The organism is Parapedobacter sp. (assembly GCF_053550995.1).
The window spans coordinates 1-16,329 of sequence record NZ_JBMQOC010000084.1; the positions used below are offsets into that span (position 1 = coordinate 1).

Consider the following 16,329-nt stretch of genomic DNA (forward strand, 5'->3'; position numbering starts at 1 on the left):
GGCCGCTGCTGGACCGCATCGATCTGCAGGTGGAGGTAACCCCGGTTGGCTTCCAGCCACTGGCCGCGCCGCAGCCGGCCGAAACGAGTGCTACGATAAGGCGCCGTGTAGTGGCCGCGCGCCAACAGCAGGCGCAACGCTTCGATGCCCACGCCAATGTGCATTGCAACGCACAGATGACCCCCCGGCAGGTACACGAACGCTGCCGTATTGACGAAAGTAGCCAGGCGCTGCTGAAAACGGCCATGGAACGGCTCGGCCTCTCGGCCCGGGCGTACGATCGCATCCTCCGCGTATCGCGCACCATTGCCGATATGTCGGGCTGCGACGACATCGGGCCTGAACACGTGGCCGAGGCCATCCAATTCCGTAGCTTGGACCGCGACAGTTGGGCGGGTTAGTGCGCCGGCAACGGCGTTAGGGTTACATCGTCGACCCAGACTGTGGTTCCTTGGGCACGGCCACCGAAATAGAGCGATAGGCGGTAGGCCCCATCCGCGGGCAGCGGTTGAGATACCACCCGGCTGTTTTGGGGGTCGATGCCCACCTCGATTTCCGCATTCACCAGCTCCGCTCCCTTCTTGCCCACCTGCTCCAACCGCAGGTAATAGCCCGACTGCCGATCAGCCACGGCCTTAATGCCCACCTCGAACCGCTCGCCTTTCTGGCCACGAAAGGGCCATGATAGCGCCACTGCCTCCGGCTTGGGGCCGGCTTTTACCGTGGTAACGCGCGCCGCTTTCCTGTCGGTCAGCTTCGTCGTTGTATCTACCGATATCGTCGCATCCGCATGGGTACCCACATGTGCCCGCCAACCGCCCAGGTTGTCGCTAAACGTGCCGTTGATCTGCCGCTGGTAAGCCTGCGCGCGCTGCCCGTACTCACGGGTATCCAACGGGAATACGCCGACCTCCTTTCCCCATGCTTGCCATTCGGCATACATGCGTTGGAGGCGATCCGGCTCGTGGGCCGACAAATCGGTTAGTTCAATGGGGTCGCTTTCCATATCGTATAGCCGTAGGCTATCGGGGTCGAACGGATGCCCCTCGGGTGTTTTAGCCACCAGTTTCCACCTCCCATCGCGCACAGCAATATTGGCTTCGTGCTCCCAGAAAATCCTGCCCCGGTCATTATCGTGTCCCGTAAAGTGCGGCACCAGGCTTTTGCCCACCATGGGGTAGATGGTATCGCCATGCAGGGTTGTCGGGTAACTGGCGCCCGATACGTCGATGCAGGTAGCCATGATATCGGTTAAATGCCCGTATTGGCTTACGAAGGTATTCTGGAGGGCGCCATCGATGCCGTCGGGCCAATGGACCACCAAGGGGGTGGCGATACCGCCTTCGTACGTGAAGTGTTTGTAAGCTTTGAAGGGGGTACTGCTGAGGTTTGCCCAGTTTATGCGGTAGCTTTCAAATGTATCTTCCTTCCCATCTACCGCCTTACGCTTACCACTGCTGATGAATTCGGCACAGGCTCCGTTATCGCTGAGGAAGAAAATCAGCGTGTTATCGAGCTGGCCCCGCCCCCGCAGCTCGTCTATGATACGGCCGATGCCTTGGTCCATGATATCGATCTGCGCCGCGTAAATGGCCATGCGCATCGCCATTTCCTGCTGCTTGGCCGGGGGGAGTTGGTCCCACGCGGCAACGGCGGCATCGCGCGGTGACATCACCGCATGCCCGGGAAACAGACCCATTCGCTGCTGCCTATGGAAACGCTGCTGCCGTAAGGTGTCCCAGCCCGCCAGATAGGTATCTTTGTATTTGTCGATTTCTTCTTGGAGCGCATGCAACGGCCAGTGGGGAGCCGTATAAGCCACGTACATGAACAGCGGATCGTCGGGGTGGCTGTCGAAGTGTTCTTCCATGTAGCGGACGGTCGTGTCGCTGATGGCATCGGTAAGGTAAAAACCGTCGGGTGCCCTGTACCGTCGGTTTCCGCTATACACCATCGGTGTAAAGTAATTCGCCCCACCGGGGATAATGCCGAAGTAGCGGTCGAACCCCCGCTGCCGAGGCCAGTTGTCCGTTACCATCCCATCGATTTTCCGCTCGTTGGTCAAATGCCATTTGCCCGTCATGTAGGTGCGGTACCCGGCAGTCTGCAACACTTCGGCAATGGTTACCGCATGGTTATTCAGGTTCCCTTGGTAAGCAGGCGTACCGAGATCTGCTGCGGCCATCCAGCCCATACCGGCTTGGTGCGGGTAAATCCCACTCATCAAGGCCGCACGCGTGGGACAGCACCTGGCCGCGTTGTAGAACTGTTTATACCGGATGCCGTGGTGCGCCAACGCGTCGATGTTCGGTGTCTGTACCTCGCCCCCATAGCACCCGATATCGGAGAACCCCATGTCATCGGCCAATATCAATACGATGTTGGGGCGCTGATGGCGGCTTGCCGTTTGTGCACAGGCGAACTGCAGACCGACGAAGGCAACGGAAAGTAATAATTTGTACATGGCTTATTAATTGTTTGTCACAACCAACGGCTAATGTACAAATTATTACTTTTTCCCGTAATGCCGCGCGGCCATTTACGAAACGTTATGCCGTCAATCCTTGAGCAGCCACATCAACTCGTTCACGTTGTCGTTACCGTTGTATTGCCGCTCGATGGCTTCGGTAACGTTCTCGCCGTTGTAGTTGATTTCGTCGCTAGGATACATCCACCGCACAGGCAGCTTGTCGCCGGGCACGTTCTCGTTCGAGGCGGGGTTGATTGGAAACTGCGGATATCCGGTCCGCCGGTTTTCGAAGAATGCGGTAAGCGGCGATTGCAGGAATAACGAAATGTATTTTTGGGTGATGACCTGTTCGAGTTGGGCCGCGGTGGTGCCGGCCAGCTTTACGGCCGCCGATGCGGCGTAGGCCGCGATGTATGCTTCGTCCATGATGCGGTTGTGGTGGAACGACGGGTCGTTGGGCGTATGGCTGGCCACAAACCGCATGGCGCTTTGTATCCCTTCGGCATAATAGGTTTGTGCGTCTCCGCCTATCCAACCCCGTATGGCCGCCTCCGCGAGGACAAACTGCACTTGCGCGTGGCTCAATAGGAATACCGGTTCAGCGTCGGCCAGCTCGGTATAGCGGGCATTCACCCCGGAATAGTCGCCCGAACTGTGTATGGCACTGAGGTCGGCATAGACGATGGCGGGGTCAGTGCCTTTGTAGGCCTCGAAATCCGACACCGAATGGCCCTCATCCAGCTGCACCGTCGATGGCGATGCGTAGTAAAAGAGGCGGTAATCGTTCAGTGCCTTCAACGGTTCGATGAGCACATCGGACACCATGGGATAGATGACGAATTGGTTGCCCAGCTTGTGGAAGGGGTAGCGCTGGTTTTCCTGGTCGGAATACACCAATTGGAAATTATCGGCATTGCTCTCGAAGATGGGCCGGTTAGCGACGATATCGGTAAACCTTTCGATGACGCGGAGGTCGCCGTCGCCCGTCTTGCGGTGCAGGTTGATCAGCACCTTCAGGGTGAAAGAGTTGACCATTTTCTGCCACTTGGCGGGGTCGCCACCGTAGATGATGTCGCCCTCGAAGGCAGCGCCTTGCGCAAACAGCCGGTTGGCCTCATCCAGCTCGTCAAGGATACCGATGAACACGGCTTTCTGGGTGTCGTACTTGGGTTTGATGTTCCCTTCGCTTTCGCCCTTGAGCGCTTCGCTATAGGGGATATCGCCCACGGCCATGGTGGCATTGAAAAACGTGTAGGCACGGATGAAATGCCCGAAGGCACGGTAGGAGTTGGCCAGGCCTTCATCGATTCCTTCGGTAAAGGTTATCATTTTTTCGACGTCGATAAGCCGGCCGTAGTTGCCAAAGCTGGCCCGGCCCACATTATTGTACTGTTCGCCCTGTGCGAACTCGCTCCAGAGGATATATTTATCGCGCATGAAGTTACTCATGAACGCTTTCTGGCTGCTGATGTCATTTCTGGTGATGTCTAGGATGAGGCGCGTTGTGAGCATCTGCGGAGTGGCGATGGTAGATCCGTCAGGGTCGACATTCAGCTCGTCGAAATGCGAACATGAGCTGACGATGAGCAGCAATGCGGTGTATGCGATGGTTCTGATATGTTTCGTTCTCATGGCTGGTTATTTTGATTGTTCGGCACGGCCGAGGTGAAAACTGAGGTTAAGTCCGATAAATCGCTGGGAGGGCGATGTGAGGTCGCTGTCTGAATTCCAGTCGGGATCGGCGAACCGGAAATCCTTGGTCCACAGGAATACATTCTGTGCGGTGAGCGAGATGCGGGCGCGGGTCATGCCCCAACGTTCGGTGACATGGCGCGGGATCGTATAGCCGAGGGCGATTTCGCGGATTTTGATGAAGGTAGGGTCGGTAGCACCGAAGCGTCCGTCGCCATACCGGCGGGCATAGGTCTCGTACGAGGCTGGCGTCTCGTTTGGCGCGAACACCCGTGTATCTTCCGTGATTCGGCCGTACTGATCGTACGTGGCCGATCCCGACACGATTTGTACGCCGTTGCCGACATAGGAAGTATTGCCATTGACGACCTCGTCATAACGCCATTGGTTATCGCTATCGGGGTGCGAGCCCGTATCCCACATCTTGTAGGCGCTGTAGTTGTAGAGAATGCCCCCCACACGGCCGTCAAAGCTCAGCTGGAGATCGAAGTCCTTATAGGTAAACGAGTTGGAAAAGCCCCAGATAAACTTCGGATCGCTGTAGCCAATGGCAGAAGCATATTCGGAACGGATGGGCAGGCCACCACTGCTGTGGACTACCTGGCCATCTGGTGTACGCAGCCAGTCGGTGATGGTATAGTTATCTACCCGTCCGCCGGCTTCGGTCCACAGGTTATCGGGCGAGTAGATCGGATCCAGTGTTTTATAGTATTGGTGGGTGGTGGCCCAGTTGATGGCTGCATCCCAGGCGAAATCGTCGCGTTTCACGACACCGGCATTGAGGGTCAGTTCCACGCCCCGGCGCACCCGGGTTTCATTGGTATTGATGAGGGTGGTGGTGAAGCCCGATGATTCGGGGATGGTCGACGAAATCTGTCGGTTGTAATTGTATACATTATAATATGCCATGTCCAGTACCAACCGATTGGCCAGGATGTTCACCACGGTGCCCACTTCCCACGTGCGGTTGGTTTCCGGTTTGATGACGGCGGTGTTAAGACCGGATGGGTAGGTAGCGGTATTGAGGCCGTTCCATGCCCCTTGGCTGATATTATAATTGACGTTGGTGGCATAGACCCCTAGGTCGCTTTTGGAGACCGTCCACGACCCACGCAGCTTCCACATATCCAACCCGTTCGGCAGACGGAAAAATTCGCCAAGCAGCAAACTGCCTGCGATGGAAGGGTAGAAATAGGAACGGGTGGAAGCATCAAGCGTGGAGCTCCAGTCGTTCCGGCCGGTGATATCGAGGAAGATGGCATCTTTCCAAGCAAAGGAAGCCAAGCCGAGGAGACTGTTGACCTGCTTATGGTTGCGGAATGTACTTACATCGGGCCGCTCGACCGAATTGTTGAGGGAGTAGACACCCGGCACTACGATGCCGCTGCGGGTGCTGGCATACAATCGTTGGTCTTCCCACTTGTACATGGAAGCCCCAGCGGTCAGGTCGATATCGAAGTTGGGGACCACTTTCTTCTTGGCGTAGTTGAAAAGCAGATCGGTATTGACGCTATAACCCCGGTATTGATCTTGGCTGTACATGCCGTTGGCGTGCCATCCCCGGGTGGAATATATCCCCGGCGGGTTTCGGCGGGTATTTTCATTGGAATAGAAGTCGTAACCCACACGAGCGGTTACCTTGGCGCCCTTGAATGGTTTGTAGTGCGACGTGAGGTTCACGTTGGCCATGTTGTTTTCGCGGCCATACAGCTTTTCGTAAGCAATGAGGTATGGATTGTCATACCACGCCTTGTAGTGCCAGTTTTGCTGCTTGTCGGGAACCACCCAGTAGTCGCGGAACTTGGTAACATCGTACTCGGGGCCCGTCCACATGAGCAATTGGTAGATAAACCCCTGGTCGCCGTAGCCGGCACCGGTAACCTGCGGCGTCATGCTGCGGTTGTAGCCCATCGCACTTTGCAGTTCGAACTTTTCGCCGATTTTCAATCGGCCGGATACGTTTGCGTTGAGCCTGTTGAGCTGGAGGTTGGGGTATTGCCCTTTGTTATAGACATGGTTGAGCGAGGCCCGGATCGACCCGATGTCGCCCGAACGGGAGAAGCTGATGTTGTTGTTGGTGATGATACCCGGTTCGAGGAAGTTCTGGAGGTTGTTTTTACCGCGGGAGGTGAGTTCCATCACTTCCATCTGTTTGGTTTCGGGGTTCCATTGTTCTTCCATGATACCGGCATCGAGCTTATTGCCCCAAACGTAGTCGATGGAATTGTAATCGCCCCCTAACCCGGCACTGTAGGAAGTCTGTACTTCGGGGAGGGCAAGGTAACCGGCAAAGAACATGTTGTTGCTGTTTACGCTGATGCCGTTGCCTCCGCTTTTGGTGGTAACGATGATGGCTCCGCCGCCACCGCGCACACCATACAGCGCCGATGCGGTGGCGCCTTTGAGCACGTCGATGCTCTCGATATCATCCGGGGCGATTTCCCGGAGACCCAAGTTGCCATAGGGCACCCCGTCCACCACCAGCAAAGGGTTGCTGCTGCCGCCGCGCAGGCGGATGTCGGGCGACTCGTCGAACTCGGTGCTGTTCTGTATCCAGAGGCCGGCCACTTTGCCGGTCAGGGCCGTGGCCACATCGACGCCCTTTACTTTCTGTACCGCATCGCCACTGAGCCGTTGCACCGAATATCCCAGTGCCTTTTCTTCACGCCGGATGCCGAGGGCGGTCACCACGACCTCCTCCAGCACATCTTCCAGCCGCGCAAGCTGCACCGTCAGGTTGCTACGGCCCGAAACCGGTTCTTCCAGGGTACGGTAGCCTAGCGAACTAAATACGAGCACGTCGTCGTCGGCAACGCCGCGGAGGGTGAAGCGGCCATCATCTGAGCTGCTTATACTCGTTGAGCCACCGCGCACCCGCACGGTAACGCCGGATAAGGGTGTACCGTCGGTAGCGTCGGTGATGACGCCCGAAACGGTACGTTGGGCAGCGGCCAATGGCGCCATCCGACGGGTGGAACGGGTAGCATTTGCGGTTTTGGCTTCGGTGCCCTTGGGTTTAACCACGTAAAATTGCTCATTGACCTTTTCGGCTTCCAATTCGTGCGGCAACAGGAGCCGGTTGAGCAGGGTGGTGAGGCTACCTTTGGAAAGGTTGTCGATGGCTGGTGCTTCAACGGTAGCCAAGCCAATGCGTTGGGCATCGTAGTTGATACGCACATTGAATCGCTGCTCAAGGTCGATAAAGAAATCCTTGAAATACACGGTCCTTACCTCAGACACCGTGCTTCGGAAGGCCAGCGCAGCCTGTTGCGCGGCCGTAGCGTTCCCCATTGCCCCTAACAGGACCGGGATGGCCAATAGTTTCCGGATACGTACATTTACTTTCATAACGGTTACTTATTTATTGTTGCTCATTTGTTTGAATCAGAATGGTATTGCTCCCTTGCTGGATATCCAGTTGAAATGCCATCGCAATCATGCGGAGTGCCAATGGGAGATCGTTGGCCGGCACCGAGCCGGTAAACCGCAGGGATCGCAGGGCCGGGTCTTCAAATTGGACCTGCAGTCCATAACGGTCGTGGATGGTTTTGGCTACTTGCGCAAGCGGCTCGTTTTTGAAGGCGAGCAGGTGATGCCGCCAAGAGGCGTGGTATAAGGTATCCGTTGTGCCCTTTTGCAGCCGCTGGTCGCCGCCGGCCAGCGACAGCATTTCGCCGGGGAGGAGGAACTGTTCATCATCTTTGTAGGTGGCCTTTATGCGGCCTTTGCTCAGTACCACACGGGCTTCCGCCCCACGCGCATTTAGGTTAAATGCGGTACCGAGCACGGTAACGTCCATGCCCCCCGATGTGTGGACGATGAACGGCTTTTCTGCCACATGGGCTACCGAAAAGAAAGCTTCCCCATCGATCCATATCTCCCGCTTAGCCCCCCCCATAAAATCCTTGGGCCAGTGTACTTCCGTATTCGCGTTGAGGACGACCAGCGTACCATCGGCTAGCCTCAGGCTGTCTATCTGCCCGTAAGCGGTACGGGCCGTCGCCTTGGGTTGATGCAAATACAGTGCGCCAGCAATGGTGAGGACCATGGCCATGCTCGCAGCCACCAGGAAGGACGGCTTCCGGATAAAGCGAATGGGTTTGGATGAATGTGCTTCAGTCTGTTTGCCATCCATGATCGCTTGGAATATCCGCGATGCCGATTGGGTATCCATCCGCTCGCCCGCACCCAGCAGTGCCCGCACCTCTTCGATGCCGGGTATGTCCCCATCTACCCCTTCGCTCTGCAAATAAGTGATGATCTGCTCGATTTCGGCCTTGGTACACGCACCCTGTAGCATTTTACTGAATAGTTCCCTCATCGCTTTGTCTGGCAGTTGTGCCTTGCTTTTAGAGATAATACCGATAAAGCGCTCGAAGGGACGATGCGCCCGCGGCTTTTTTTCTTGATTTTTTGCGCAACCGATTGCGTGTAACATTTCTTTTGCTATTCATTTTTATATCGTTATCATTGTCCCACAAAACTGATATATAAGCTGTTGCACACACATACATCGCATACAATTCCTGGTTTAACAATAAGCTAATCAAAAAGAAACGAGCAGACAGGATCTTTGCCCGTGCATGACACAGGAACCCACGATGACAGATTGGAATACCATAACCCAACGTATTGCCGCAGGCGACGCCGAGGCGTTCAAGGTGTGCTTCGACCAGCTCCATCAAGAAGTATATGGCTATGCGTTCCATTATTTCAGGTCGGCTGCATTGGCAGAAGATATGGTGCAGGAAGTATTTGCAAAGGTATGGTCACATCGGCAATCGCTTGACCCCAGCCAAGGTATCAAAGCTTACATTTACCGAACAGCCCGTAACACCATTTTTAGCCAACTGAAGCGGGCTGCCTGCGACCGGCAGATGCGCGAGTACGTATTTTACCGGCAGCCGGCCCAGCGCAACGAGACAGAGGATCGGTATTTACACGATGAGCTGTTGGGCCTTTACAAGGAAGCCATAACGATGTTACCGCCCCAGCGGCAGCTGGTTTATACGATGAGTCGCGATGAAGGGATGACGCACGATGAAATCGCGGAGCAATTGACCCTTTCTAAAAATACCGTCAAGGACCAGATTGTGAAAGCATCGCATTTTATACGCAATTACATCCGTGCGCATACCGGTAAATATACCACCTACCTCTTCCTGGTCGCTTGGGTGGCCGCGACCTACCAGAATATGGTGTAGATAGCCACCAGCAAGCCAATGATGATGACGGTGCCCGCGAGGAAACCGGGGTGTACTTTGAACATACCACGATCCACTTCCAGCCCTTTGGGCACCACACCGCTTTTATTCTCTACGATACTGATGAGCAACATGCCCAAGATACAGAACACGAATACAATACCCATGCGGTCGATAAATGGAATTTCGTAGATGCCGGCGGCATTGGGTACGGCCAGGCCAACGGAATAGAGCGCGGAGAGGTCTGTCCATTCCGGCAGGAATTTCAATACCACCGAAAGGGCAAAACCGCCAATGGTGGCAAACAATGCTGCATTGGAGGTAGCTTTCTTCCAGAAGAACCCGAGGATAAACATGGCGAAGATGCCGGGTGAAACAAAACCGGTGTATTCTTGGATATACTGGAAGCCACCCTTTTCGATACCCAGATGTGGAGCGATGATAACGGCCAGGATCATCGTGATGATAATGGTGACTTTGCCGATATTGACCAATTGCCCTTCACTGGCCTCCTTGTTAAAAATCTTCTTATAGATATCTAACGTGAAAATGGTAGCAATACTGTTGGATTTGCCGGCTAGCGACGCGACCACCGCGGCTGTGAGTGCCGCAAATGCCAACCCCTTTAAGCCTACCGGAAGGAGATTGAGCAATACCGGGTACGCCTTATCCGGACGGACCGCGCCGGCGTCGAGCATCTCCTGTTGGAAGAGGCCTTCTTTATAAAGGACATAAGCGGCAATGCCCGGCAGCACTACGATGATGGGCATCAGCATTTTCAAAAAGGCCGCGAACAGGATGCCGGTACGCGCCGTCTTGAGGTCGGCACCTAAGGCCCGCTGGGTGATGTACTGGTTACAACCCCAGTAATTGAGGTTTACGATCCACATACCGCCGATAAGCACCGACAATCCCGGAAGGCTGATGTAGTGTTCTTGGGTTTTGTCGAAAATCATATCGAAGTGCGACGGCGCATTTTCATGCAACAGGCTCAAGCCGCTCAACACGCCGCTGCCACCGAAATGGTCGGCAACCATATCCAGTGCGAGGTAAGTGGTGGCAAGGCCGCCGAGTATGAGTACCAGTACCTGGATCACATCGGTATAGCCAATGACCTTCATGCCACCCAGCGTGATGAAAATGGCGAAGATGGCAATACCATACATACAAACGGTGAAGTTGATACCGGATATGGCCGACACCGCCAACGCCCCCAGGAATAGGATGGAGGTAAGATTGACCACGATATAGAGCAACAGCCAGAACACGGCCATGATGGTGCTCACCGTACCGTTGTACCGCTGGTTGAGGAACTGCGGCATGGTATAAATCTTATTCTTGAGGTATACCGGTATGAAAAATACAGCCACGATGATCAGCGTGGCGGCGGCGAGCCACTCGTAGGCCGCGATGGCCAATCCCAGCTTGAAACCATCGCCACTCATGCCGATGAACTGCTCGGCAGAAATATTGGACGCAATCAACGAAGCTCCTATCGCCCACCACGTTAGCGATCCCTCAGCGAGAAAATAGTCTTTGGTGTTGAGTTCTTTGGACTTCTTACGGTAGTAAATCCAAAGGCCGTAACCCGCGATAATAACGAAATAGCAGAGAAAAACAATATAATCTGATGTTGCTAAGGTGTTCATTATGCTTCCTATTCAATTAAGTCTATAACCGCCGCTAATGTAAATATTAATCGCATAAAATCAATATTGACCGCCCATATTTGGCGCTTTATTTTAACGAATCGTATACAACACATTGATTTACAAGACACTAAAACGGTGTTACAGAAACACTAAGGCCTTCAATGCCTTTACGCAAACTGCTCGATAAAATAGGATATGATGTTCGGGTATAGCAGGATCGTGAACACCAAGCCGAATACCGCGCCGTAAAAGTGCGCATCGTGGTTGATACCGTCGCGGGCATTGCGCGATGCCCACACGCAATAGCCCAAATAGAGAAAACCAAACAGCCAGGCAGGCATGGGGATGATGAAGAAGATACCCAGCATGGTTTTTGGCTGGAACAGGATAAAGCTGAACAAGACGGCACTGATGGCACCCGACGCCCCAAGGCTGTAGTAGTTGGGGTTGTCGCGCTCCTTGAATACGGTACGCACATCGCTCAACACCAAGCCCAAACCATACAGCAGGGCGAAATGAAGGTGACCCCAGGGGCTCAGGCCGACCAATATCGATTCGAGGGCGAAACCGAAGAAATAGAACGTGAGCATATTGAACAACAGATGCCCCCAATCGCGGTGGATAAGCCCGCTGGTGATAAGGGTGTGGAGATGGCGTCCGCGGCTGACGCTGTGCGGATGGAGCATGAACCGCCCGAAAAGATGGTGGTTTGAAAAGGTGTAGAGGCTGGTGACGATGGTAAAGGCAAAAATGATGCTGGCTACCGGGGTCTGTATCAGATATTCTTTCATCCTATGATCTTCAACTGCCGAAAGTAAGAAAAAAAGGGTGCACTCAAAATAAATCGAGCTGCTTTCCGCCTTTTGGGGCGAACAAATCCAAGCGCAGTGGGGGCAGGCTGCGGTTGCCGAGGTATTGCCGGACGCTGAGCTTGAATAACTGCCTTATGCTTTCGGCCTCATGCCCTTCGCCCTTCATGCGGGTACCCCAGCGGCTATCGTTGAGCTTTCCGCCATGGCAAGCGGCGATGCCATGGAGCACTTTGTCCGCCCGGTCGGGATATGCCTTGTATACCCAATCGGTAAACAGTTCGCCGATGGCGCCGTTGAGGCGAACAATCGTATACCCGGCCCCGCGCGCACCGTGGTGCGCAGCTGCCTCGATGACGCGCGGCACCTCATCGCTGTTGAGGCCGGGGATGATGGGAGCACACATCACCATTACGGGTATGCCGGCATCACTGAGACGCTTGATGACCTGGAGCCGGCCCTTCGCGGTAACGGTGCGCGGCTCCATCTTTTGCCGCAGCGATTCATCCAGCGAGTTGAGGGAAATGGCGACATGGACCAACCCGAGGCAAGCCAGCGGGGAGAGGATATCCAGGTCGCGCAGGATAAGGTTATTTTTGCTGATGATAGAGACAGGGTGCCGGTAGCGTAGCATCACCTGCAGGATGGCCCGCGTGATACCGAGTTTGCGCTCGATCGGCTGGTAACAGTCGGTGTTGCCTGACAGCATGATCGGCTGCGGCTGATATCCGCGGGCGTTGAACTGCCGTTCAAGTACATCGGCCGCATTGCGTTTGACGATGATTTTTCGCTCGAAATCAAGCCCCGCACTATAACCCCAATATTCGTGCGCGTTGCGGGCATAGCAGTAGATGCAGCCGTGCTCGCATCCCTGGTACGGATTGAGGGAATACCCCATGCGTAGATCGGGGCTGTCATTAACGCTGATAATCTTCTTAGGGTGTTCTTCGATAAGCTGCGTGTTGGAATTTTCGAGGAACTCCTCATCCAACCCCTCGATGTGCTCGGCAACGTAGCGCTGCGCAGCGAATTTATTGTGCGTATTGACCTGGGCACCCCTTCCTTTGAAATATTCGGGGTTTTGTATCGTATCCATTGCACAAATATACTAATTTATTTAGTATATTTATTTGATGTTTAACTAGGCGGGCACCGCTTCGGTTTCCGGTATCGACCGGCAGATGCGGTCGTCGGCAATCCCTACGCATTGTAAAATAATCGTTAAAAATTGTTAAAGCAGCGAAAGCAAGGCGCCGAAACTGCTATATTTGCAGCTCATAATTTAGGTTTATAATTGGTTAGTTTAAAAGGTTTCCATTCTCCCCGTTTGGAGACCTTTTTTTTGAACCCTCCTCTAATCACGACTTTCTTCTGGTTGCTTACGGTGCTTTCCCCAAAAGCAAACGCCCTTGTGAGCCCCATCCACCCACGAATGCGTCCGCGATGCCATCGCCATTGAGATCTCCCACGGTGATGTTCCAGTTGCGTCCAACCACGGACGGCGGGATCACCGTTTCGGTTACATCGGTGAAGTGGCCTGTCCCATCGTTGCGATAGGCACGCAGAGGGGCTTCGGAGAAGCCCGGTATCGCCACAGCGCTGAGCAGCAGGTCAAGATGGCCATCGTGGTCGAAATCCAGTTCGCGTGCTGAATAGGTAGAGAATTTATATGCGGGCATCCGCTGCGCCGTTTCATCGGCAAACTGGCCCTGGCCGTCATTGATAAGGATACGGGCAACCGGGTTTTTGTCCCACTTCCCTCCATTGCTGGTGATATTGGCGAAGACGATATCCGGATCGGCATTGCCATCCACATCAAACACCAATGCTTCACGCGTTTCCAAAGGCTCGGGCAATTCGAGCCGGTCTGCATGCTCGGTAAACTTGCCGGTGCCATCGTTGATGAGCAGGCGGTTGGGTGGTATCTCATTGCCCACCACCATATCAAGGTGGCCGTCGCCATTGAGATCGGCCAGTTTGATGCTTTGGGTAGCGTCATTAACCTGCGGCAGGTTCTCGGCAGTACGGTCTATAAAGTACCCCGGGCGTTCGTGATCGTTCAGCCAAAGGAAATCTTGGCCTTCGCTTCCCGAGTTGCCCACCACGATATCGGCCCTGCCATCGCCATCCACATCGCCCACATCAAGGCCATTGCCTTCGCTCATGCCCAGTAGGCGGTCGCTAACATCGCGGAAAGTGCCGTCGCCACTGCCAAGGTAATACTCGTGGGTTTGGTCATCTTCGGCCACGAACACCACATCGATATGGCCGTCGCCGTCGAAATCTACCGCGCGCACATGCTCGGTATCGTACTTGGCTGCTTTGAATACTCCCTGCTTCCAACTGAGCACCCCTTTCCCGTCGTTTATATACAATCGGTTTTCATCCGCTTCGAGGGCGGCAATCACGTCCAGGTCACCATCGCCATCCACATCGGCGAAGGCCACTTCCAGGATATGGGCCTCGGGATCGTGCGGCACATGGGTAGCGGTGACGTCGTGGAAGTATGGGGTCTCCGTTTTAGGGTCCATTGCGACTGTCGAGGCACATGACCAGGCAATGCCGGCGGCGGCCAATAGGGCCAGTGGTTTGGTCGTCATGGTTTTCATCGAGTTCATCGGGTACTTATTTTAAGTGAACGGATGGGATTATTGCGGTGCATCGATACGGCCCGGCTCGCGCAGGTTCTCGCCCGCTACGCCGGTGAGCGCGTCGCCCATATCCGCTCGCGCATTCTCTGCCAATCGGAGCATCGTTGCGACCACACGTGGATGTTCGGCCGCCACATCGGTGGTCTCACCGATATCGTTGGCAAGGTGGTAGAGCTCCGGGGCTGCTACGCTGGCCCGTTCATACTTGATTGGGATACCGTCGTCGCGGTGGGCCTGGCCGGGCTTGATGGTGCGGTACGTATGTGGCAGGTACAGCTTCCACTCGCCCATGATGATTGCCTGGAGTTCATTTCGGTTGTAATAAATATAATACGCCTCATGCGGCGATTTTGCGCCGTCTGCCACCTGCATGAGTTGCCAGATATCGAGCCCATCGATGTGACGCCGGGGAAGCTCCGCGCCCGTTATCCAGGCAATGGTGGGCAACACGTCGATGGTCATGGCCGGTTCAGCCTGTACTTTGCCGGCCGGCAGCTTACCGGGCCAGCGCATGATGCAGGGCACGCGGATGCCGCCTTCCCACGACGTACCCTTCCCCTCGCGAAGTGGAAGCGCCTCGCCACTGTGCCCACCATAAGAAAGCCATGGCCCATTATCGGAGGCGAAGATGACCAACGTACGCTCATCGAGTCCATATTCTTCAAGGGTTTGCAAAATCTGACCTACAGACCAGTCGATTTCCATGATGACATCGCCATACAGTCCTCTTTCCGATTTACCCTTGAACTTATCGGACACGGCCAAGGGCACGTGCGGCATACTGTGGGCCAAGTATAGGAAAAACGGTTGATCTTTATGCCTCGTGATGAAATCGACCGCCCGCTCGGTATATTGTGTCGTGAGTAGGTCCTGGTCGTCTACCGTATCGATAACCTGTTCGTTTTGATATAGGGGTAATGGTGGATAATAGTTTTTACTCTCGGGATGGTGCGGCCACATGTCGTTGGAGTACGGAAGACCGAAAAACTCATCGAATCCCTGCCGGGTGGGGAGGAACGCCGTGTGGTGGCCGAGGTGCCATTTGCCGATGGCGGCGGTATGGTAGCCCAACGGCTTGAGCATGTCGGCGATGGTCATTTCGTCGGGATGAAGGCCATGTTCGGCGGTATGGTCGAGCGCGCCATGGATGCCCAACCGATTGGGATAGCACCCCGTGAGCAGTGCCGTACGGGACGCGGAGCAGACCGCTTGCGCCGCATGGAAATTGGTAAACTGTACCCCTTCGGCGGCCATTTGGTCGAGATGGGGCGTTTGGATATCGGGCGAACCGAACACACCGACATCTTGGTAGCCTTGGTCATCGGTGAAAATAATGACGACATTGGGTTTCTGCTGTGTCGGCGTTACTTGCGCATCCGCAATAGCGGAAAAGAGGGAAGCAGCGAATAGAAGCGTGGTGCGTATCGAAAACCTGGCCATATAACTGTTGTTTTGGAATCTTATTGGGATTCAACCGCTAATGTACAAATTATTCAGTATGTTTCCTCGCCCCGTATAGTCGTTTACAGAGCGGCCGTATGTAGGAAACGAAGGTTTTATTTAGTATGGCTCGCTGCGCGGGATGCTTTTTTGCCTTTGCCCGCAAGGCTTTCCGGCCTCTATGCCGGCCGGGCATGTTACTTGGACGCACCCAAGTAACCAAGGTGCTCCGGCTGTGCCGCAGTTGTCGTTCCGGCTGCGCGCCGGTGCGAAGTCGCGAACCCTAGACCGCCTGCGCTGTTGGCCGGCCCTAGGGCTGGGTTCCGCTCGTTTGTACTTACCCCCACGTTGCTGCAACGCCCCATCACGGCCTGCACGTCCAACTGCGCCAAGGCCGGTCTTACCTCGGGA

The 16,329-nt window shown here is 54.9% G+C and carries 12 protein-coding genes; 2 read left to right on the plus strand and 10 right to left on the minus strand.

The genetic code is table 11. The features are described from left to right. Positions 1-401, plus strand: a 401-nt coding sequence (locus tag ACO1NT_RS11775) for a magnesium chelatase subunit ChlI family protein (RefSeq protein ID WP_449048825.1), incomplete at its 5' end; no start/stop codon positions are given. On the opposite strand, the gene ACO1NT_RS11780 is transcribed toward ACO1NT_RS11775, so the two are convergent. The 4 genes from ACO1NT_RS11780 to ACO1NT_RS11795 form a co-directional block, all read right to left on the minus strand. Next, positions 398-2,464, minus strand: coding sequence for an arylsulfatase (locus ACO1NT_RS11780; RefSeq protein ID WP_449048826.1), 2,067 nt, complete (start codon positions 2,462-2,464; stop codon positions 398-400). The genes ACO1NT_RS11775 and ACO1NT_RS11780 overlap by 4 nt on opposite strands. Before the next feature lie 93 nt (positions 2,465-2,557). After that, positions 2,558-4,102, minus strand: a complete 1,545-nt coding sequence (locus ACO1NT_RS11785; RefSeq protein ID WP_449048827.1) for a SusD/RagB family nutrient-binding outer membrane lipoprotein — start codon at positions 4,100-4,102, stop codon at positions 2,558-2,560. A gap of 6 nt (positions 4,103-4,108) precedes the next feature. Further along, positions 4,109-7,510 carry a SusC/RagA family TonB-linked outer membrane protein gene (locus ACO1NT_RS11790; protein WP_449048828.1) on the minus strand — a complete coding sequence of 1,134 codons (3,402 nt, stop codon included), beginning with the start codon at positions 7,508-7,510 and terminating at the stop codon, positions 4,109-4,111. Positions 7,511-7,523: 13 nt separating this feature from the next. Then, positions 7,524-8,600 (minus strand): FecR family protein, encoded by a 1,077-nt coding sequence (locus ACO1NT_RS11795; RefSeq protein WP_449048829.1) that lies wholly within the window; start codon positions 8,598-8,600, stop codon positions 7,524-7,526. A 163-nt stretch (positions 8,601-8,763) separates the two neighbouring features. On the opposite strand from ACO1NT_RS11795, the gene ACO1NT_RS11800 reads away from it, so the two are divergent. Further along, complete coding sequence (locus tag ACO1NT_RS11800) at positions 8,764-9,366, plus strand: RNA polymerase sigma factor (protein ID WP_449048830.1); 603 nt, start codon at positions 8,764-8,766, stop codon at positions 9,364-9,366. Here the strand turns inward: ACO1NT_RS11800 and ACO1NT_RS11805 are convergent. From ACO1NT_RS11805 to ACO1NT_RS11830, 6 genes are all read right to left on the minus strand, one after another. Beyond that, positions 9,348-11,015 carry a sodium/sugar symporter gene (locus tag ACO1NT_RS11805; RefSeq protein WP_449048831.1) on the minus strand — a complete coding sequence of 556 codons (1,668 nt, stop codon included), beginning with the start codon at positions 11,013-11,015 and terminating at the stop codon, positions 9,348-9,350. The genes ACO1NT_RS11800 and ACO1NT_RS11805 overlap by 19 nt on opposite strands. Before the next feature lie 170 nt (positions 11,016-11,185). Next, positions 11,186-11,809 carry a rhomboid family intramembrane serine protease gene (locus ACO1NT_RS11810; protein ID WP_449048832.1) on the minus strand — a complete coding sequence of 208 codons (624 nt, stop codon included), beginning with the start codon at positions 11,807-11,809 and terminating at the stop codon, positions 11,186-11,188. A 43-nt stretch (positions 11,810-11,852) separates the two neighbouring features. Beyond that, positions 11,853-12,923, minus strand: a complete 1,071-nt coding sequence (locus ACO1NT_RS11815) for a PA0069 family radical SAM protein (RefSeq protein WP_449048833.1) — start codon at positions 12,921-12,923, stop codon at positions 11,853-11,855. A 283-nt stretch (positions 12,924-13,206) separates the two neighbouring features. Next, a complete protein-coding gene (locus ACO1NT_RS11820; protein ID WP_449048834.1) occupies positions 13,207-14,445 on the minus strand; it encodes an FG-GAP repeat domain-containing protein in 1,239 nt (412 codons plus the stop codon). Between the two features lie 30 nt (positions 14,446-14,475). After that, a complete protein-coding gene (locus ACO1NT_RS11825; protein WP_449048835.1) occupies positions 14,476-15,918 on the minus strand; it encodes a sulfatase family protein in 1,443 nt (480 codons plus the stop codon). A 197-nt stretch (positions 15,919-16,115) separates the two neighbouring features. Further along, positions 16,116-16,329 (minus strand): hypothetical protein (locus ACO1NT_RS11830; protein WP_449048836.1); only part of this gene is annotated, 214 nt, incomplete at its 5' end.

Coding starts and splice junctions, on each gene's coding strand:
- ACO1NT_RS11780 (WP_449048826.1), bottom strand. CDS start 2,464: ATGTACAAATTATTACTTTCCGTTGCCTTCGTCGGTCTGCAGTTCGCC.
- ACO1NT_RS11825 (WP_449048835.1), bottom strand. CDS start 15,918: ATGGCCAGGTTTTCGATACGCACCACGCTTCTATTCGCTGCTTCCCTC.
- ACO1NT_RS11810 (WP_449048832.1), bottom strand. CDS start 11,809: ATGAAAGAATATCTGATACAGACCCCGGTAGCCAGCATCATTTTTGCC.
- ACO1NT_RS11820 (WP_449048834.1), bottom strand. CDS start 14,445: ATGAACTCGATGAAAACCATGACGACCAAACCACTGGCCCTATTGGCC.
- ACO1NT_RS11800 (WP_449048830.1), top strand. CDS start 8,764: ATGACAGATTGGAATACCATAACCCAACGTATTGCCGCAGGCGACGCC.
- ACO1NT_RS11805 (WP_449048831.1), bottom strand. CDS start 11,015: ATGAACACCTTAGCAACATCAGATTATATTGTTTTTCTCTGCTATTTC.
- ACO1NT_RS11795 (WP_449048829.1), bottom strand. CDS start 8,600: ATGTTACACGCAATCGGTTGCGCAAAAAATCAAGAAAAAAAGCCGCGG.
- ACO1NT_RS11785 (WP_449048827.1), bottom strand. CDS start 4,102: ATGAGAACGAAACATATCAGAACCATCGCATACACCGCATTGCTGCTC.
- ACO1NT_RS11815 (WP_449048833.1), bottom strand. CDS start 12,923: ATGGATACGATACAAAACCCCGAATATTTCAAAGGAAGGGGTGCCCAG.
- ACO1NT_RS11790 (WP_449048828.1), bottom strand. CDS start 7,510: ATGAAAGTAAATGTACGTATCCGGAAACTATTGGCCATCCCGGTCCTG.